Raw genomic sequence first — 20,427 nt, 5'->3', positions numbered from 1 at the left:
AATAATATTATTGATTAACAAAATTCTCGCCTAGCTCAATATCCGCACGCAAAGTAGCTAACATATTATCTAGTGCAGATTGCTCAAAGCTACTTAATTTACCAATAGGTAAAATTTCTTCTACCCCCTCTTTGCCTAAACGCACAGGTTGTGCAAAGAAACGGGCATATTCGCCATTACCTTCCACATAAGTACATTCAACAACAGATTCGCCACTTAATCCTTTTACCAGAGAACGGGCAAAACGTGCGGCGGCTTGTGCCATAGATAAAGTCGCTGAACCACCACCCGCTTTGGCTTCAACCACTTCAGTACCTGCATTTTGGATACGATGAGTTAATGCGGAAACTTCTTCATCATTCCAGCTAACGTCTTGAACTTGAGATAATAATGGTAAAATAGTGACGCCAGAATGACCGCCTATTACAGGCACATTAACATGATTAATCTCTAATCCTTTACGTTCAGCCACAAAGGTTTCTGAACGTATTACATCTAAGGTCGTTACACCAAATAATTTACGTTTGTCATAAACGCCTGCTTTTTTTAAGACTTCAGCGGCAATGGCAACGGTGGTGTTCACAGGATTAGTAATAATGCCCACACAGGCTTTTGGGCAAGTTGTCGCTACTTTTTCTACTAAATTACGTACAATGCCAGCGTTAATATTAAATAAATCAGAACGATCCATACCGGGCTTTCTTGCCACGCCTGCAGAAATTAATACCACATCGGCACCTTGTAAGGCAGGTGTCGGATCTTCGCCTGCAAAACCACTGACTTTAACGGCAGTAGGAATATGGCTCACATCTGTGGCAACCCCTGGGGTGATTGGGGCAATATCATATAAAGATAATTCAGAACCAGCAGGTAATTGTAATTTTAATAATAATGCTAAGGCTTGACCAATACCACCTGCGGCACCTAAGACGGCTACTTTCATATAAGACTCCTTAATTAATAATAAGACACACTGGCTATAGTGTAAGGCTGGGGGAAAAGAAATTCAATGAGATTAATTCAATATTGCGATCTAGTGCAAATTTTCCAATAAAAATACCTTATTTTCTAACTTTTTATTGCTATCATTTGCATTTTTATGCAAAATTTATGCAATTTTCACAACCAATAAAATAATGATGACAAATAAAACAGATAAACTACAAAGTGCATTTAAGCATTTACTTTCACAAGAACGTTTTGGCTCACAAAGTGAGATTGTCAATGCCTTACAGGCATTAGGATTTGAGCAAATTAACCAATCTAAAGTGTCACGAATGCTCACTAAGTTTGGTGCGGTGCGTACACGTAATAGCCGTATGGAAATGGTTTATTGTTTGCCTGCAGAACTGAGTGTCCCTAATACCAGTAGTCCCTTAAAAAATCTAGTATTAGATATTGATTATAATGCGATGTTAATTGTGGTCAAAACCACGCCGGGTGCGGCACAATTAATCGCTCGCTTACTGGATTCTTTGGGAAAAAGCGATGGTATTTTAGGAACCATTGCAGGCGATGACACCATTTTTATTACCCCAACCAAAGACACCGATATTGAACAACTGATGGCAAATATTCAACGACTTTTTAATAAGGCATTATAACGGGGTAAAAATGAAAATCTTGGTAACAGGTGCAACAGGATTAGTCGGACAACAACTGACGAAACAACTTATTCAGCAACAACATCAAGTAACGGTGCTAACACGCTCATCACAAAAAGCGAAAGAGCTATTTGCAGATAACGTGGACATTTGTACGGATCTCAACGACTATCAAGATTTTAATGGGTTTGATGCTATTATCAATTTAGCTGGCGAGCCTATTTTTAAACATTATTGGACAGATAAGCAAAAGCAGAAACTCGTCAATAGCCGTATTCATCTCACCCAACAATTAGTACAACGAATTAACCAAAGCCAAACACCACCTCATACTTTTATTTCTGGTTCGGCAATGGGCTATTATGGCGATTGTGGACAACAACTCATTGATGAGAATACGAAAAGTGGTAATCAATTTCCTGCTCAACTTTGCCAACAGTGGGAACAAACTGCTCTTGATGCTAAAACACGAGTTTGTTTACTGCGGACAGGTATTGTCTTAGCAAAACAAGGGGGGGCATTAAAGGCAATGCTTCCTCTCTACCAAGTGGGTTTAGGGGGAAAATTGGGGAATGGCAAGCAATATTGGGCTTGGATTAGCCTTGAGGATATGGTCAAAGCGATTGTTTTTTTGTTGGATAATCCAGCTTGCCAAGGTAGTTTTAATTTGGTGTCGCCTTACCCTGTTACCAATCAAGAATTTAATAAAATCTTAGCACAACAACTTAAACGCCCAGCAATAATGGCTGTACCCCGTTGTTTATTAAGCCTTATACTCGGCGAACGAGCACAATTATTATTGGATAGCCAAAACGCCTTTCCCATAAAATTACAAGCGATGGGGTTTGAGTTTGGTTATCCTAGTTTAAAAGAGACCTTATCAAAAATCTTGACTTAAGAGGGAAAGATAACGGCTTTTATTCATTGTATCGCCAGCAATAAATTTCCGCTATAATATAGCCGTTCCACTTTAAAATAATGCGGTGTGGGTACGCCTCGCCGTACTATTTGTACTGTCATCGGCATACTGCCTTGTCTTATTTTAAATTGAAACAGCTATAAACAAATTTTGATAAAGTAATTGAGGTTTTTTATGACTCCTGTTGTTGCATTAGTTGGACGTCCTAATGTGGGGAAATCCACCTTATTCAACCGCTTAACGCGTACCAGAGATGCCTTGGTCGCTGATTTTCCGGGTTTAACACGCGATCGTAAATATGGACAAGCCCATATTGCTGGTTATGATTTTATTGTGATTGATACTGGGGGGATTGATGGCTCGGAGCAAGGCGTTGAAGAAAAAATGGCTGAACAATCCCTATTGGCTATTGACGAAGCGGATGTGGTGCTATTTTTAGTGGACGCACGAGCAGGGCTGACTTCCGCCGATATTGGTATTGCACAATATTTACGTCAACGGCAACAAAAGAAAACGGTATTAGTCGCCAATAAAACCGATGGTATTGATGCGGATTCCCATTGTGCTGAATTTTATCAGTTAGCCTTGGGGGAAGTGGTACAAATCGCTGCTTCACAAGGGCGAGGAGTAAACCAATTAATGGAAAATGTGCTTGTGCCATTATTTGAACAACAGGCTGAATCAAGTGAAAGTGCAGTGCAAAATGACGAAAATTTTGAGGAAATCGCTGTACAAGATGAATGGGAACACGACTTTGATTTTAATAATGAAGAAGAGAGTCAATTATTGGATCAAGCCCTAGAAGATGAAGCGCAAGATAATGAAGAAAAAAGCATTAAAATTGCGATTGTTGGTCGCCCTAATGTGGGTAAATCTACCTTAACAAATCGGATTTTAGGCGAAGATCGTGTGGTAGTCTATGATATGCCCGGCACCACCAGAGATAGTATTTATATTCCTATGGAGCGTGATGGCCAGCAATATACCTTGATTGATACCGCTGGGGTGCGTAAACGGGGTAAAGTGACGCTAACAGTGGAAAAATTTTCTGTGATAAAAACGTTGCAAGCCATTCAAGATGCTAATGTGGTGTTATTGACGATTGATGCACGCGAAGGTATTTCTGATCAGGATTTGTCTTTATTAGGCTTTATTTTAAATGCGGGGCGTTCTTTAGTCATTGTGGTGAATAAATGGGACGGTTTAGATCAAGAGATTAAAGATCAGGTGAAATCCGAGTTAGATCGCCGTTTAGATTTTATTGATTTTGCTCGTATCCATTTTATTTCTGCTTTACATGGTAGTGGCGTAGGAAATTTATTTGAGTCTATTCAAGAGGCTTATGCTTGTGCTACACAAAAAATGACGACATCTATGCTCACGCGTATTTTACAAATGGCCACTGATGAACATCAGCCTCCTATGGTAAGTGGACGTCGTATTAAGTTAAAATATGCACACCCAGGCGGTTATAATCCTCCGATTATTGTTGTGCATGGTAATCAAATTGAACGTTTACCTGATTCTTATAAACGTTATCTTACCAATTATTATCGCCGTAGCTTAAAAATTATTGGTAGCCCAATTCGGTTATTGTTACAAGAAGGGAGCAATCCTTTTGCGGGGCGGCGTAATACCTTGACGCCAACGCAATTACGCAAGCGTAAACGGTTAATGAAATTTATTAAGAAGTCAAAAAAATAAGTGAAAAAATTGCCAGTATTTACTGGCAATTTTGTTATGTTATTTTACCAAAACTTCCACCAGGCTGATTTTGCGGGTTTAGCATCAATAATTGTATTATTTTCAAAAACTTGATCACTGTCAAGCAAAGGGCGATCAAGATGAAAACTGGTGACGATTCGATTATGATCAAAATTCACTGTGAGCGTATGTTGATCAGGTTTTTCATAACCACGTTGTTCAAGGTAAACATAGTACCAAGTATTTGCACTAAAAGGATCGGTTAATACGGGCGTACCTAATAAATATTGTACTTGTTCAGCATTCATACCGGCTTTTAATTGTTCTACCTCATAAGACTGTAAATAATTTCCTTGTGGCACATCAATTCGATAAACAATTCTGTCCACACTAGAACAAGCAGTTACCGCCATAGCTAAACAGGCGATACTGATAACGGATTTTAATCGCATAGAAATCTTACCTTTTTACCTTGTTGTCATAAAATTCTGTTGTTGATAATACCTAAACTTACTTTGAAAGCCAACTCATTCTCATCAATTAGTCTTTTTGCTTTTCTAATTGCTCCCGTAAATTCGGTGGAATTCCCTTAATGGTAAGCGTATCGGTATTAGCGTCCCAATAAATACGCGAATTTAACAATGCAGCATCAAAACTAATGGTGATGCCTTTTCCTGATCCTGAAAATTTGGTTAAACTTTTCAACGCCGAACGTACGGGAGGAATACTTTGTTCTAATCCATAATCTTGTTGTGCCGTAAAATCAGCAAAAGGCTGTTCATTTAGAGTAGGCATATTATCGGAAAGTTCCCTTAGACCAATTTCATCACCAGCATTAATTTGCCCTTTACAATAATCAAACACTTGTTTTTTTACGGCACGAGTTTGTTCTTTATTTAATTCCCCTTGTTCACAATAATCTTCAACCGCTTGTAGTAAACATTGATTTTGTAATTGTGGATCTAAGCCGGTTTCTGCGCCAAGAAAATCCAAGAAAAAATCACTGACTTTACGCCCTACTCGCCCTTTCACAAAGGTTAAATAGCGGTTAGAGTTAGCATTGACTTGTAATTCAGTTAAATTAATACGACAAGCAATATCAAACTGATTAATATCTAAATATTGGGTGCGATGAATTTCTAAGTTGTCGTCCACTAACATACTTGAACGACTATCCAATAATGCAATAAATAAATAATCTGTGGCTAAAAAATTATATTGGCACAAAATAAAGGTTCCACTGTCCGCAAACACATATTTGCTCAATTCTGTCGCCAATAATTTTGCTGATTGATGACTAAAGGTTAAAAAATCCTGTTCACGTTCTAAAAATTCGTTCAACCATTGGGCAAACAATGAAGAAGATTGAAAAACACCATAGCCTTTAGCTTTATTTTGATAGCCTTGATGTAAGAGTAACATCATTTGTTGGACTTCGGCATTAACAGGCAATACCTCTTGTCGTAATTGCACCGCTAAAGACACTTGATTTTCAGCTTGAGAGGCTTCTTGTTCAATAGGCGTTTCCGCTACTAACTGATGTAATACAATTTGTTTAACATTTATACTCATAATCTTTATGTACTCACATAAGGGAAAATTTTTAGCATTATAATGCAATTCTCTCTACTTTTTTAACTAAAACAGGAATAAAATATGCTAATATTATTGAGTTATTCATTCAATAAAATGATAAAAAGACTATGGCAAAAACATCAAAATATACAGATCAACAGATTAATCCTATTTTAGCGGAAATGATCGCCGTACTAGAAAAACATCAAGCCTCCGTAGATTTATCCCTTGTCTTATTAGGCAATATGACTTCAAATTTACTCATAAATAATATGGGCGAAAAACAACGTGTAGCCTTAGCCCAAGCCTTTGCGAAAGCATTACTTGATTCCGTACAACCAAAAAAATAACGCATCAATGATTAAAGTAAGCAGACAATACAAAGAAGATACCTCACAAAAAATCTCGTGGGGGCATTGGTTTGCTTTTTTCAATATTATTTGGGCAATCATTATTGGGGCACGCTATGCCTTTTTAATCGATTGGCCTGACACCCTATTTGCACGAGTTTATTTTTTCATCAGCATATTAGGGCATTTCAGTTTTGTGGTCTTTGCTTTCTATTTACTGATTATTTTTCCACTCAGTTTTATCGTCAAAAACCACCGCACTTTTCGTGGCTTAAGTGTGATTATCGCCACATTATGTATTAGCCTTTTATTGATTGATACCCAAGTTTTTGCTGAATTTAATTTCCATTTATCTTCCGTTGTCTGGAATTTATTAGTCAATCCTGAAAATGGCGAGTTAGCCCGTAGTTGGCAAATCTTTTTTGCCTTTATGCCGTTAATTTTACTGACTGAAATGGTATTTTCTCGCTGGTCTTGGTATAAATTACGCAGTTTAAATCGGCAAAAATGGCGAACTTGGATCGCTCCGCTCTTTTTTAGTTGTTTTATCGCTACCCACTTAATCTATACTTGGGCTGATGCTGTACTTTATCGCCCTATTACTATGCAAAAATCTAATTTCCCATTGTCTTACCCAATGACCGCCCGCTCATTTTTACAAAAACATGGTTTTTTAGATAAACAAGAATATCGCCAAACCATTCAACAGCAGGGACGGCCAGAGGCAGCGAAATTAGATTATCCGAAACAGCCTTTAGAGATTGATCCTCATCATCAAGCCCAAAATATATTATTTATTACTATCGCAGGTTTGCGTTATGATGCGATTACGCCGACAACAATGCCAGCACTTCGCCAATTTGCCGATAAAGCAAGCGAGTTCACCAACCATTACAGCACAGGGAATAATGCCAATACAGGCTTAGCAGGGCTATTTTATGGGCTTAATGCCAATTATGTGGATAGTTTATTAAATGCTCACCTCAGCTCATTATTGCTCCAATTAGCTCAACAGCAACATTATCAAATTGGCTTATTTTCCGATAACAATTTCAACCAATTTTTATTTCGCCAATCCATTTTGGGCAAAATAACACCAAAAAATCAAGCCAATCAAACACAACAACAAAGCATACAGGCGTTACAACATTGGTATCAAAACGCCCTAACCCAGCAACAACCTTTATTGGCTTATTTAGATCTCAATATTGCCAATAATCTCGATCAAGAAGCCTATCAACAGGCATTGCATAAACTAGATCAAGCATTAGCACCACTCTTAAACCAAATTCAATCAAATACATTAGTGATCATTACTGCAGAATATGGCTATCAATTTACGGACGATCATCAACTACAACTACAAGACAATTTCTCACGCCAACAAATTCAAGTGCCATTGATTATCTATGGCAAAGATTTACCTGTGGGCAAGATCAATAAACTTACGAGCCATGTGGATTTATTTGCCACATTACTCCCTTTTTACGGCGTAAAAAATCCATCTTATACATATAGCCAAGGGGAAAATCTTTTTGCCCCTGAACGGCAATTTAATTGGGTAATAGCAGGTAATTATCGCTGGAAGGTGATTATCACGCCTAATGGCACTCAATATCATATTGATGATAAAGGAAATTATCAAAAATATAATGCAGACTATCAAGCGGAAAACTCCGCAAGCCCACCATTAGGATTATTTTTAGAAGTCTTTCGTCAAAACCATCAATTTTTTGCGGATTAACCAATATGTTGTGGATTTTAATTATTAGCCTAATGCTATTAGGCGGATATTTATACTTATTTCATCGTAAAAAGCCAAAAATACATTGCTTAATGTATCATCATATTAACCCAGAAAATAACCTGCACGGCGTGTTTATCCAAGATTTCCAACAACAAATGGAAAAGATCAAAGGCTACCAGACCTTTACTTTTCAACAAGTTATCGCAAAAAATTATCAATTACCCGCTAACAGCATACTCATTACCTTTGATGATGGTTATCGCAGTAACTATGAGTTGGCTTACCCTATTCTTAAACAATTTAACCTCAAAGCAACCATATTTCTTAATACAAAATACATTGATATTGATGAAAACTACTTAACTTGGCAACAAATTCAAGAAATGTATCAAAGTGGGCTTATTGATTTTCAGCTACATACCCATTCCCACAGCTTGATCCCAAAAAGTACTGAAGTCACAGGCTTTTACGATCACAGCACCTCAGAATACCTAAAACGCGAAAGTTTTAGCTTATTTTTTAAGGGGCTATACCGGCAACAACAACATTCTAACCTGTTTAATGGTTTACCGCTGTTTAAATTCAGAAGTCGCCTTGCGGTCAAAGGCTATTTGCCACATAAGGATTTTATCAGCAAATACCAACAGATTGTGCAACAAAAGGCTTTTCAACAAAAAAACCTAAAACAACGACAAATATGGCTTAGCCAACATTTTAAACAACAGCAAAGCCATTACTTCCAGCCGATAAACAAAAAACAGTTTTTTGCTTATATGTATGATGAAATCAAACAAAATCAACAACTTATAAAACAGCATCTAGGTTACAATGCTACCGCACTGGCTTATCCTTGGGGACAACGTTCTCATATAAGCCAAAAATATCTAAAACAATTAGGGGTAAATACCTTTATTACCACGAAAAAAGGCGCAAATTCCTCCCCTCTAAACCCTAATTGCATTTATCGCTTAGATTGTGAAACCTTTAAAAACATTGAAGATTTTTCTCGTAACATTCAATGCGATTATGGCTATTGGCATTATAAAGTGAAAAAACTTTTTATGAGAAAATGATAGGGGCAAATTGTTTAAAAAACGATAGTCCTTTCAATTTAAAATAAGAGGGTACGCTGAGACAATACTAAAAGTACAGCAAGGCGTACCAATATTGTATGAGTTTAAAGTGGGACGACTATTTCAAACTAAAGGATTATTTTTTCTTTCCAACAACACTAGCACTTCATAATGGAAAGAATGAGGGAACATATCAAAGAGTTGAACTTTGCTGAGATGATAATCGGTTAATTGCTTTAAATCTTGTGTCATCGTTATGGCATTACAGCTTGAATAAAGCAAAAAGTGCGGTCTGATTTGGTTAAGAAATTGAATGAGCGATTGCCCTATACCACGTCTTGGCGGATTAACAATAATTAAATCAGGCAAATGTTGTTCACGTTGCTTAAGTGCAAATTCTGCACTGTCCAATGACTGAAAATTCACTTGCGTTAATCCCAATAATTGAGCGGATTTTTTGGCACAAGCAATGGCGGATGCAGAAATTTCAATGCCGGTTAAACTCACTTCGGATTGAGCTTGTTTTAAAGCCTTAGCACAATGCAAGCCAAAGCCACCAACCCCACAAAATAAATCCCATAAATGCTGAATAGGTAAGGTTTTTATCCATTCTGCCGCTGTAGCATAAAGCTGTTCAGCCACAATGGGATTAGTTTGGAAAAAGCCTTGTGGACGAATAAAAAGCGGAATTTGGTTAAACTGCTCTAATAGGCTTTGTTGTTCCGTCAAAAAAATCTCTTGTTCGCCCTCTAATACCGCAGAATGTTGCGGTTGAATATTTAAACTTACCACTTTGAGCTTAGGCAATTTTGCCATTAAGCCCGCTAATTCTCGCTGTACCAAACTTAAGCGACGAGACGAACGCACCACAAAACGTAGCATTAATTCGCCATTATAACGGCTTTCTGTGAGCAAAATATATTTAAGCTCCCCTTTCTGTTTTTTTACGTTATAAGGCACTAGCCCTGCTCGAGCGATAAAATCTTTTAACTGTAAAAAAATAGCTTGAAAATGTGGCGGATACAATAAACAATCCGTTAAATCCACCGCACTTTGTGGATCATCAATGGCTTTTAGTATGCCCAATTTCGGGCGTTCAACCACACCACTCACCACCATTTTGGCTTTATTACGAAACCCCTGTTGTGGCGAGGTTACCGCAGGTAAACATTGGGTTGTCGCTTGAATAAGCCCTGTCAGCTGTTGAGCGAGATGGTTTTGCTTGCGTTGTACTTGCTGCGCATAAGGCAAGGTCAACCACTGGCAAGATTGACATTCAAGCTGTTGATAATGTTGACAAGGGATCGCTAACTGCATGAATGTTATCCTTGTTTTATCGCTAACCAATTTTGTTGTAATTGGGTTAAGGCATTATGATTGGCTATCCAACGTGGCGAGCGAGTCAATTCACGCCAATTAAAGGGTTGAGGACGGAATAAGGTTTGGATACGTTGTTGACGTAAACTGGCTTGTGCCGTTGTTTCTTGATATTTGAAATGATCTAAGAGTTGAATAACCGCTTGAGGATTATTACAAAGCAATAATAAATCACACCCCGCCTTTAAAGCACAATGGGAACGTTGTACAAAATCCCCCATAAAGCTCGCTCCCTCCATACCCAGATCATCGGAAAATATCACGCCCTTAAAGTCAAGTTGCTGACGTAGCACCTGTTGTAGCCAATAGGAAGATCCACTAGCCGGTTGGCTATCACATTGTGAATAAACCACATGAGCTGGCATAATTGCTCCTAATAAATTTTGCTCAATCAAGGTTTGAAAAGGTTTAATATCTTGTTGCCAAATTGCTTGTGGAGGGCGATCATCAATAGGCGTTTCTAAATGAGAGTCGGCAATGACCTGCCCATGCCCCGGAAAATGTTTGCCTGTGGCGGGCATTTTGGCTTGTTGCATACCAAGAATAAAAGCACGCGCTAAATTCACTACCTGTTGCCAATCTTCGCCAAAACTGCGATCGCCAATGGCTTGGCATTGATGACCTAAATCCAATACGGGAGCAAAACTCAAATCAATATCTAAGGCTCGCATTTCGCTCGCCATTGTCCAACCAGCCTCTAATGCCATTGCCTGTTGAGCTTGGGGATCATCAAGCTGTTGGGCAAAGGCTTGCATAGCGGGTAATTGGGTAAAGCCTTGGCGAAAACGCTGTACTCGCCCCCCTTCTTGATCAACGGTAATCAATAATGGCTTATTAACTCGTTGACGTAAGGATTTTACTAAGGCCTGAATTTGGTCAAGATCATAAAAATTACGGCTAAATAAAATCACCCCTGCAACCAGTGGATGATGTAAAATTTCTACTTCTTCTTGGCTAAGTTCTTTTCCTGCCAGATCAATTAATAGGGTTGACATAAAAAATAAATAAACTCGTTTTTGGGCTAATATAGTCGCTCCCAATTTAAAAGTGCGGTCAAAATTTTATATTTTTTACAAAAAAATTAAAAATCAGACCGCACTTTTTCACTACTGAGGCGTATCAATAAATAAGCGATAATTAACACTTTGTACCGTTGGCTTAGTTAAGGGCAAACGTAAATGTTGCTTACCGTCAAGCTGAATAATAGCTTGTTGCTCAGTTTGTTGTTGAGCAAATAATTGGGTAACCCCTTGCTTATCATACCAAGTTACCGCATAACGCAAGCTCAGAGGATGATCTGTTTTGTTTTTGATACGAAAACTGTTGTGATCTAATTGAATAGCCAGCACAGGATCAAGAGCGGCTACCACATTTAAAATCGGCTTATGTGTATGCACCAAATTAGGTTGATGACTGCCACAAGCGGTTAATAACAGCATTAATGACAAGCCAAACCAATACAAACCAGTTTTTTTCATCTTATTTTCCTAACATTTTGCCTAGCGGTTCGCCACCAACCAAATGCATATGCAAATGAAACACCTCTTGCCCAGCATGGCGGTTGCAATTCACAATTAAACGGTAGCCATCTTCGGCAATTCCCTCTTGCTGTGCAATTTTCGCCGCTACAGTAAATAATCGCCCTAAAGCACGTTCATCTTGTTCACTCACATCATTAACTGTTGGAATAAGATGATTAGGAATAATTAAAATATGGGTTTTTGCCTGCGGAGCAATATCACGAAAGGCGGTAACAAGATCATCTTGATACACAATATCCGCAGGAATTTCTTGGCGAATAATTTTACTAAAAATGGTTTCCTCTGCCATTATAGCCTCCTCAAATAGCTGTTTATTTAAACAATTTCTCTCCTAAAAAATAGGTTTCTTTTGTAACAGAAAACGTAGCAAATAGCAATTTGATTGAAAATTTGATCTGAATCAAAAAAGCCCTTTTTCCTGCTATTTTGCCTTGAAATAACCCTATTATTCCCCTACAAAAGGGCTTATAATGAACAAATCTTATAAAATATAAAAAATTTTTTAATCCTGATATTGGGGATTAATTTTATTATTTATCTATCGGAGTCTTACTATGAAGCCAGAAAATTCAGCTTCAACTTGTATGCTTAAACCTGCCGAAATGTCCCAAGTGGGCGAAGATGTGGCGGTTTATAAAGCAAGTAAAAAACAAATTTTCTCCTTCTTTTCTGCTATTCCTGCTGGTGCGTTTATCGCTCTCGCCTTTGTGTTTTATACCACTACCCAAACAGGGGGAGCCGATGTGTCTTGGGGATTACTCAAACTCGTTGGCGGTATCGTGTTCTCCTTAGGGGTAATTATGGTTGTGGTTTGTGGTTCAGAACTTTTTACCTCCTCAACAATGACCTTAGTGGCTAAAGCCAGTGGACGAATCTCTTGGCAACAAATGGTGCGTAATTGGATTGTGGTTTATTTTGGCAATTTTCTTGGTGCATTATTTATTGTCCTACTTATTTGGTTTGCTGGGCAAACACTCGCAGCGAATGGGCAATGGGGACTTACCATTCTAAAAACCGCTCAACATAAGATCCATCATACTTGGCTCGAGGCTTTTTGTTTAGGGATTTTATGTAACATTATGGTATGTATTGCCATTTGGATGAGTTATGCGGGCAAGACTTTGTTAGATAAAGCATTAATTATGATTTTACCCATAGCGATGTTTGTGGCTTCTGGCTTTGAACATAGCGTTGCCAATATGTTTATGATCCCTATGGGAATGGTTACTGCCCATTTTAGTGGGGCGGAATTTTGGCAAGCCATTGGTTTTGCCCCCGAACAATTTGCAGATTTAGATTTTTATCATTTTGTGGTGAAAAATCTTATTCCTGTTACCTTGGGCAATATTATCGGCGGTGGTTGTTGTGTTGCGTTAGCGCAATGGTATATCAACAGACCCCATTAATCTGATTAAGCGAAAATCGGCAAGAAGTGCTGTCGGTTTTAGCAAAATTTTTAACATAGTTTTACTTTTTCATTTAATCAATAGAAGGAATGTACACACATGACTCAATTAACTGAACAACAACAAAAAGCATGGGCTGGTTTTACTGGCGGAGATTGGCAAAAGGAAGTCAATGTTCGTGATTTTATTCAAAAAAACTATACCCCTTATGAGGGCGATGAATCTTTCTTAGCGGAAGTTACCCCTGCCACAACCGAATTATGGAACGCAGTAATGGAAGGCATTAAAGTGGAAAATAAAACCCACGAGCCTTATGACTTTGATACTTCTAATCCATCAACCATTACTTCTCACGCCCCAGGCTATATTAAACAAGAGCTTGAGCAAATTGTCGGTTTACAAACTGACGCCCCATTAAAACGTGCCATTATGCCATTTGGTGGGATTAAAATGGTAGAAGGATCTTGTAAAGTTTATGGACGTGAGCTTGATCCTGAAGTGAAAAAAATCTTTACTGAATACCGTAAAACCCATAACCAAGGAGTATTTGATGTTTATACCCCAGATATTTTACGTTGCCGTAAATCTGGCGTATTAACGGGCTTACCTGACGCTTATGGACGTGGACGTATTATCGGAGATTACCGTCGTTTAGCGGTTTATGGTGCTGATTTCTTGATGAAAGATAAAGTTAATCAGTTCAATTCATTACAAGCACGTCTTGAAGCTGGCGAAGATATTCAAGCCACCATTCAACTGCGTGAAGAAATTGCCGAGCAACATCGTGCTTTAGGCAAAATCAAAGAAATGGCAGCGAGCTACGGCTATGATGTATCTCACCCAGCAACCAATGCAAAAGAAGCGGTACAATGGACGTATTTTGCTTATCTTGCCGCTGTAAAATCACAAAATGGTGCGGCAATGTCTTTCGGACGTGTGTCTTCATTCTTGGATATTTATATTGAGCGTGATTTACAAGCAGGTAAAATCACCGAGCAAGAAGCCCAAGAATTAATTGACCATTTAGTGATGAAATTGCGTATGGTGCGTTTCTTGCGTACCCCTGAATACGATCAATTATTCTCTGGGGACCCAATTTGGGCAACTGAAACCCTTGCGGGTATGGGATTAGACGGTCGTACTTTAGTTACCAAAAATAGCTTCCGTTTCTTACACACCCTTTATACTATGGGACCATCGCCAGAACCAAACCTAACCATTCTTTGGTCTGAGCAATTACCAGACGCATTCAAACGTTATTGTGCCAAAGTATCTATTGATACTTCATCTGTACAATATGAAAATGATGATCTTATGCGTCCAGATTTCAACAACGATGACTATGCCATCGCTTGTTGTGTCAGCCCAATGATCGTGGGTAAACAAATGCAATTCTTCGGTGCAAGAGCTAACTTAGCCAAAACCATGCTTTATGCGATAAACGGCGGTGTTGATGAGAAAAATGGTATGCAAGTTGGGCCTAAAACTGCCCCAATTACCGATGAATACCTGAATTTTGATGATGTAATGGCACGTATGGATAGCTTTATGGATTGGTTAGCGACCCAATATGTTACCGCATTAAACATCATTCACTTTATGCACGATAAATACGCTTATGAAGCAGCATTAATGGCATTCCACGATCGTGATGTTTATCGTACTATGGCTTGTGGTATCGCTGGGCTCTCTGTGGCTGCGGACTCACTTTCAGCTATCAAATATGCCAAAGTGAAACCAATTCGTGGCGATATTAAAGATAAAGACGGCAATGTAGTGGCAAGTAATATTGCGATTGACTTTGAAATTGAGGGCGAATATCCACAATTTGGTAACAACGATAGTCGTGTTGATGAAATTGCTTGCGATTTAGTTGAACGCTTTATGAAGAAAATCAAAACTCACAAAACTTATCGTAACGCCGTTCCAACACAATCAGTATTAACCATTACATCTAACGTAGTTTATGGTAAGAAAACAGGTAATACCCCTGACGGTCGCCGTGCTGGTGCGCCATTTGGTCCAGGTGCGAACCCAATGCACGGACGTGATCAAAAAGGTGCGGTAGCCTCTCTGACTTCTGTGGCTAAATTACCATTTGCTTATGCAAAAGACGGTATTTCTTATACTTTCTCTATCGTACCAAATGCGTTAGGTAAAGATTATGAAGCACAAAAACGTAATCTTGCTGGCTTAATGGACGGTTATTTCCACCACGAGGCTGAAGTGGAAGGCGGTCAACATCTTAATGTAAACGTTATGAACCGCGAAATGTTGTTAGACGCAATGGAAAATCCAGAAAAATATCCACAATTAACCATTCGTGTTTCTGGTTATGCGGTGCGTTTTAACTCTTTAACTAAAGAGCAACAACAAGATGTGATTACTCGTACTTTCACACAAAGTATGTAATCCTATCTATTAAGCAAAAATATAGTCGTTTCAATTTAAAATGAGACAAGGCGGTACGCCGAAGACAGTACAAGTAGTACGGCAAGGCGTACCAACGCAGTATCATTTTAAAGTGGGACGACTATAATCAAAATTCTGACCGCACTTTGACGAAGTGCGGTTAGTTTTTTCATCGTTTTTTTCAACTTTTTAAGGTAAAATTGCAAAAATTTTTTAAGGTATGAGGTAATTATGTCTGTTGTGGGAAGAATTCATTCCTTTGAATCCTGTGGTACGGTTGACGGTCCGGGTATTCGCTTTATTTTATTTTTGCAAGGCTGTTTGATGCGTTGTAAATATTGCCATAATCGTGATACTTGGGATCTGCACGCTGGTAAAGAAATTACTGTCCCTGAACTAATGAAAGAAGTGGTAACCTATCGCCATTTTATGAAAGCCTCTGGCGGCGGAGTTACAGCCTCAGGCGGTGAGGCTGTTTTACAAGCTGAATTTGTCCGAGATTGGTTTCGAGCTTGCAAAGAGCAAGGTATTCATACCTGTTTAGACACCAATGGCTATGTTCGCCGTTACGATCATATTATTGATGAACTCATTGATGTCACCGACCTCGTACTCTTAGATTTAAAAGAATTAAATGATGATATTCATCGCAACCTTATTGGCGTTTCCAACAAGCGTACCCTTGAGTTTGCCAAATATTTACAAAAACGCAATCAACCTGTTTGGATTCGTTATGTGGTGGTGCCGGGCTATACGGATGATCTCAATGATATTCATCAGCTTGGGCAATTTATTCAAGGTATGGAGAATATTGAAAAGGTGGAACTTCTTCCTTATCATCGCTTAGGTGCACACAAATGGGAAGCCATGGGCGAAAAATACGAATTAGAAGATGTAAAGCCACCGAGCAAAGAATCTCTCGAACAAATTAAACAGATCCTAGAAAGCTATGGGCATAGGGTAAAATATTAACTTTATTCTATGTTTTTTGTTTATGTGCTTTCTTTTCAGCTCGCCGACGCTGAAAAAAAGCACTTAATTTTTCACTACATTGTGAGGCTAAAATGCCTTCCGTGATTTCAATACAATGATTCATTTTATAATCATGAAATAAATGAAAACGTGAACCTATTGCCCCTGTTTTATAATCCCTCGCCCCAAAAACTAAACGCTTAATCCGACTATGTAAAATTGCCCCTGCACACATAGGGCAAGGTTCAAGGGTTACATAAAGGGTGGCATTAATTAACCGATAATTTTGCAAATATTGCCCTGCTTGACGTAATGCCATAATCTCTGCGTGGGCAGTAGGATCGGACAAGCTAATGGATAAATTCCAGCCCTCGCCAATCACTTGATGATGTTCATCAACTAACACCGCCCCCACCGGAATTTCCCCTAATTGTTCGGCTTTATCCGCCAAGGATAACGCCTGTAACATAAATTTTTCGTCTAATTCTGACCGCACTTTTTACTACCTCAATAAGCCGTTTTTAAAATGGATCGACTATACTTATTGTAAAGCAAATAACGCTCCTTTACCCCTTAAAAAGCCCCAGCCTAAACTTAGAACGATAGAATAATTTTGGCGTTCAGAGGACGGAGAACTGAGGACAGAAGACAGTATTAATTTTAAATATCAATAAATTAGCATATCCATTATTCTGTCCTCTGTCTTCCGTCGTCTGTCCTCTGAATAGTAAAGAAAGTAGGTCGTCCCCTTTGTAAAAGGGGGCGAAACTGTTAGTAAATACGGAGAAATAACAGTGAAAAAATAATCCCAAAACTCACCGCACTTTAACAATCTCAGCGTACCACTTCGTCTTATTTTAAATTGAAACAACTATATTTTAAATTGGAACGACTATAAAAAGAGCGTTATCATAACGCTCTTTTCACTCTCTTATCCAACTTATTTACGTCCACGAGAACGTTTTTCTCGAGCAGGGCGTTCCATAAATGCCTTTTCTTTAAAGGTTCGCCCTTTTTTATCCTGCCCTGCAAAACGTTGATGACCTCGTTCACCTCGCTTGGATTTGCGTTCCTTGCCGCCCGATTGTTGAGCATGAGCAATCAGCGACATACGCATTTGTTTATTCAATACTCGCGTTTTAGCGAACATTTGCAATAATTCTTTTGGCATACCCTGTGGTAGCTCAATGGTAGAATAATCATCATAGAGCTTAATATGCCCAATATAACGGCTATCAATATTGCCCTCATTGGCAATCGCCCCCACAATATGACGCACATCAACGCCGTCGCCACGTCCTACCTCAATACGATAGAGATCCATTTCTTTTGGTAAGCCATAACCGCTACGGCGTTCACCACCACGAGAAGATTGCCCTCTTTCACGCTCACGCTTAGGTTTTGTGGGTTCAATCGGATCAGGTGGTAAAATCATTTTTTGTTTACCTTGCAATAACATCATCATCGCCGCAGCAATATCTTCTTGATCCTGATCGGCGGTAAACATATCCTCTAATAGGCTACGGTATAATTCCAAATCATGATGTTCCAGCTGTTTAGTGATTTTTTGCTGAAATTTCTTACGGCGACATTGCTCTAAAGTAATATGATTTGGTACGCTCACTTCTTCAATGGCTTTTTTCATTAAATGTTCAATATTACGCAATAAACGGCGTTCTCTTGGCTCAACAAATAATAAAGCTCGCCCTGCTCGTCCTGCTCGTCCTGTACGCCCAATACGATGTACATAGGATTCTGCATCAAGTGGAATATCATAATTTACCACCAAGCTAATGCGTTCAATATCAATACCACGCGCCGCAACATCCGTTGCCACCACAATATCTAAACTGCCATGGCGTAAACGTTCTAAGGTTTGTTCACGTAATTGTTGGGTCATATCGCCATTTAAGGCTGCCGCACGAAAACCGTGTTTTTCCAATAACTCGGTAACCTCTAAGGTGGCGGTTTTGGTGCGGGTAAAAATAATCGCCGCATCAAACTCTTCCACTTCTAAAAAACGTAATAAAGCCTCATTTTTACGAAAGCCTTTCACAAACCAGCAGCTTTGGCTAATATCAGGGGCGGTACGTTGTGTTGATTGAATTTTGACCTCTTGCGGATTACGCATAAAACGTTTGGTAATACGGCGAATTGGCTCAGGCATTGTGGCTGAAAATAATGCGGTTTGATGAGCCTCTGGTAATTCTGCCATTACCGTTTCAACATCATCAATAAAGCCCATTCTCAACATTTCGTCGGCTTCATCTAATACAATAAAGCGTAATGCCGAAAGATCTAAGGTGCCACGGCGTAGATGATCAAGGATACGTCCCGGTGTCCCTACAACCACTTGAGCCCCTTGTCTTAAGGCTCTAAGCTGAATATCATAACGTTGCCCCCCATAAAGGGTAACGATATTTATACCTTTCATATATTGACTAAACTGCTCACAAGCATCGGCAACTTGAATAGCTAATTCACGTGTTGGTGCCATCACGAGCATTTGCGGATATTTTTCGTCCACATCAATTTGTGCTAATAAAGGCAAGGAAAATGCAGCGGTTTTACCACTGCCTGTTTGTGCCATACCTAACACATCTTGTCCAGCTAAAAGGAAAGGAATACAAGCCTGCTGAATAGGAGAAGGTGAACTAAAACCTAAGTCAGAAACAGCAGAAAGAATGAATTTAGGCAACCCTAAATCCTCAAAAGTCATTGTTTGTTCAGTCATTTAAAAATACTCAAAAAGAAAAATAGAAGTCGTTGTACGTTCTATTTTAATAAAAAATTATGTTGCTTTATTGAGCAACCGCCCCTTGCTTGCGATTATCTCGCCATTGAGATAATTCAAACAATGCAAAACGATACTCAACAAAGTTATATACTTGATTTGCTACGGCAAGTTTAAATAAACCCATTGCTTCATCGATATGATTTGTATCGAGTTTTTGTTTTGCGAGATAAAAATACGTTTCCGTTAAAACTTCTGCATAATCCGCAGATTGTTGATCATATTCTGCAATCTGTTGCAAAAGTTGATTTAGCGATTTTTTACCCAAAAAATAATCCACAATTTGGGTTCCCCAATATTCAAGGGAAAGTGAGTTCGCTCGCTCACGAAGATTAACTATGGCCTGCCTTGGGTTTAGTTTTACTTCATTGAAATAAAGCCATAAAGCTCGATAAGGATCGCTGGGATCATTTTGATAAAAATGTTCAAAATCCTGTTGAGCTAAATGATAACGTTCAGTGTAATAAAAATTTAATCCTCGATTTAAATAGGCATATTCATAATTTGGCTGCAAAGCCAAAACCGCATTAAATGCCTCTAAGGCTTCTTCATAGTCTTGTTGCAACAAAAAATATAAACCTAAATAATTATAAGCTGAAGCCATTCTAGGTTGTAGCCTCAAACTCTGGGCAAAATCATAGCCCGCTAATGTCCAAAGACCAAGGCTATCATAAATGACACCTCGTTCAAAATGTAAATCAGCACGTTCCTCTGTCGTTAAAGGGGCAAGTAACAAGACTTGACTAAGGCGAACCAACATTTCTTCTTGTTCAGAATGAATAGCTGGCGTCTGTGGCGCTAACAATATATCTTGTCGAGCCAAGCCATCGCTTTCCTGTGCCATACACCCCATAAGGAATAGACTAACAAAGAAATTAGATAAAAAAATGCTTAAACCAAAACCTTTACATTGTTTGTCTAACATCTTCATTACGCCTAATCCCCTATATCAA

Annotated in this window: 19 protein-coding genes; 9 read left to right on the top strand and 10 right to left on the bottom strand. The window is 38.8% G+C overall.

Annotated elements, in window-relative coordinates:
* Positions 1-7 precede the first annotated feature (7 nt).
* On the bottom strand, positions 8-943 hold the full coding sequence (gene mdh / locus EV694_RS00460) for a malate dehydrogenase (protein WP_132687721.1): 936 nt from the start codon (positions 941-943) through the stop codon (positions 8-10).
* A gap of 193 nt (positions 944-1,136) precedes the next feature.
* On the opposite strand from mdh, the gene argR reads away from it, so the two are divergent.
* From argR to der, 3 genes are all read left to right on the top strand, one after another.
* Positions 1,137-1,604, top strand: a complete 468-nt coding sequence (gene argR, locus EV694_RS00455; RefSeq protein ID WP_132687718.1) for a transcriptional regulator ArgR — start codon at positions 1,137-1,139, stop codon at positions 1,602-1,604.
* Positions 1,605-1,614: 10 nt separating this feature from the next.
* Complete coding sequence (locus EV694_RS00450) at positions 1,615-2,502, top strand: TIGR01777 family oxidoreductase (protein WP_132687715.1); 888 nt, start codon at positions 1,615-1,617, stop codon at positions 2,500-2,502.
* Between the two features lie 195 nt (positions 2,503-2,697).
* A complete protein-coding gene (gene der / locus EV694_RS00445) occupies positions 2,698-4,227 on the top strand; it encodes a ribosome biogenesis GTPase Der (protein WP_132687712.1) in 1,530 nt (509 codons plus the stop codon).
* A gap of 44 nt (positions 4,228-4,271) precedes the next feature.
* On the opposite strand, the gene bamE is transcribed toward der, so the two are convergent.
* Both bamE and yejK read right to left on the bottom strand, forming a co-directional pair.
* A complete protein-coding gene (gene bamE / locus EV694_RS00440; protein ID WP_132687709.1) occupies positions 4,272-4,679 on the bottom strand; it encodes an outer membrane protein assembly factor BamE in 408 nt (135 codons plus the stop codon).
* A gap of 88 nt (positions 4,680-4,767) precedes the next feature.
* Positions 4,768-5,799 (bottom strand): nucleoid-associated protein YejK, encoded by a 1,032-nt coding sequence (gene yejK / locus EV694_RS00435; RefSeq protein ID WP_132687706.1) that lies wholly within the window; start codon positions 5,797-5,799, stop codon positions 4,768-4,770.
* Positions 5,800-5,930: 131 nt separating this feature from the next.
* Between yejK and EV694_RS00430 the strand changes: the two genes are divergently transcribed.
* The 3 genes from EV694_RS00430 to EV694_RS00420 are packed head-to-tail and all read left to right on the top strand — an operon-like array spanning position 5,931 to position 8,972.
* The gene (locus EV694_RS00430) at positions 5,931-6,152 is read left to right on the top strand and encodes a DUF1414 domain-containing protein (RefSeq protein WP_132687704.1); all 222 of its coding nucleotides are present in this window, start codon (positions 5,931-5,933) and stop codon (positions 6,150-6,152) included.
* Positions 6,153-6,159: 7 nt separating this feature from the next.
* Complete coding sequence (locus EV694_RS00425; protein ID WP_132687701.1) at positions 6,160-7,896, top strand: DUF3413 domain-containing protein; 1,737 nt, start codon at positions 6,160-6,162, stop codon at positions 7,894-7,896.
* A 5-nt stretch (positions 7,897-7,901) separates the two neighbouring features.
* Positions 7,902-8,972, top strand: a complete 1,071-nt coding sequence (locus EV694_RS00420; protein WP_132687698.1) for a polysaccharide deacetylase family protein — start codon at positions 7,902-7,904, stop codon at positions 8,970-8,972.
* Positions 8,973-9,095: 123 nt separating this feature from the next.
* On the opposite strand, the gene rlmC is transcribed toward EV694_RS00420, so the two are convergent.
* From rlmC to hinT, 4 genes are all read right to left on the bottom strand, one after another.
* Entirely contained in the window at positions 9,096-10,289 is a 1,194-nt protein-coding gene (rlmC, locus tag EV694_RS00415) for a 23S rRNA (uracil(747)-C(5))-methyltransferase RlmC (RefSeq protein ID WP_132687695.1), read from the bottom strand.
* A 5-nt stretch (positions 10,290-10,294) separates the two neighbouring features.
* Positions 10,295-11,344, bottom strand: coding sequence for a beta-N-acetylhexosaminidase (nagZ, locus tag EV694_RS00410; RefSeq protein ID WP_132687693.1), 1,050 nt, complete (start codon positions 11,342-11,344; stop codon positions 10,295-10,297).
* A 111-nt stretch (positions 11,345-11,455) separates the two neighbouring features.
* Complete coding sequence (locus tag EV694_RS00405; protein WP_132687690.1) at positions 11,456-11,827, bottom strand: DUF1425 domain-containing protein; 372 nt, start codon at positions 11,825-11,827, stop codon at positions 11,456-11,458.
* Position 11,828: 1 nt separating this feature from the next.
* Positions 11,829-12,179, bottom strand: coding sequence for a purine nucleoside phosphoramidase (hinT, locus tag EV694_RS00400; protein ID WP_132687687.1), 351 nt, complete (start codon positions 12,177-12,179; stop codon positions 11,829-11,831).
* Positions 12,180-12,444: 265 nt separating this feature from the next.
* Here hinT and focA point away from each other — a divergent pair, with 265 nt between their 5' ends.
* From focA to pflA, 3 genes are all read left to right on the top strand, one after another.
* Positions 12,445-13,296, top strand: a complete 852-nt coding sequence (gene focA, locus EV694_RS00395) for a formate transporter FocA (protein WP_132687684.1) — start codon at positions 12,445-12,447, stop codon at positions 13,294-13,296.
* A gap of 99 nt (positions 13,297-13,395) precedes the next feature.
* Positions 13,396-15,708, top strand: coding sequence for a formate C-acetyltransferase (gene pflB, locus EV694_RS00390; protein WP_132687681.1), 2,313 nt, complete (start codon positions 13,396-13,398; stop codon positions 15,706-15,708).
* Positions 15,709-15,939: 231 nt separating this feature from the next.
* Positions 15,940-16,680 carry a pyruvate formate lyase 1-activating protein gene (gene pflA, locus EV694_RS00385; RefSeq protein ID WP_132687678.1) on the top strand — a complete coding sequence of 247 codons (741 nt, stop codon included), beginning with the start codon at positions 15,940-15,942 and terminating at the stop codon, positions 16,678-16,680.
* A 7-nt stretch (positions 16,681-16,687) separates the two neighbouring features.
* Here pflA and tadA read toward each other — a convergent pair whose 3' ends face one another.
* From tadA to nlpI, 3 genes are all read right to left on the bottom strand, one after another.
* Positions 16,688-17,176 carry a tRNA adenosine(34) deaminase TadA gene (tadA, locus tag EV694_RS00380; protein ID WP_132687675.1) on the bottom strand — a complete coding sequence of 163 codons (489 nt, stop codon included), beginning with the start codon at positions 17,174-17,176 and terminating at the stop codon, positions 16,688-16,690.
* Positions 17,177-17,620: 444 nt separating this feature from the next.
* Entirely contained in the window at positions 17,621-19,414 is a 1,794-nt protein-coding gene (locus EV694_RS00375) for a DEAD/DEAH box helicase (RefSeq protein WP_132687672.1), read from the bottom strand.
* 67 nt (positions 19,415-19,481) lie between these two features.
* Positions 19,482-20,399, bottom strand: coding sequence for a lipoprotein NlpI (gene nlpI, locus EV694_RS00370; protein WP_132687669.1), 918 nt, complete (start codon positions 20,397-20,399; stop codon positions 19,482-19,484).
* Positions 20,400-20,427 lie beyond the last annotated feature (28 nt).

The sequence above is a fragment of the Volucribacter psittacicida genome (assembly GCF_004339025.1).
GTDB lineage: Bacteria > Pseudomonadota > Gammaproteobacteria > Enterobacterales > Pasteurellaceae > Volucribacter > Volucribacter psittacicida.
The sequence above is the reverse complement of the archived record's forward strand: the minus strand, read 5'-3'. Positions and strand labels throughout refer to the sequence as shown.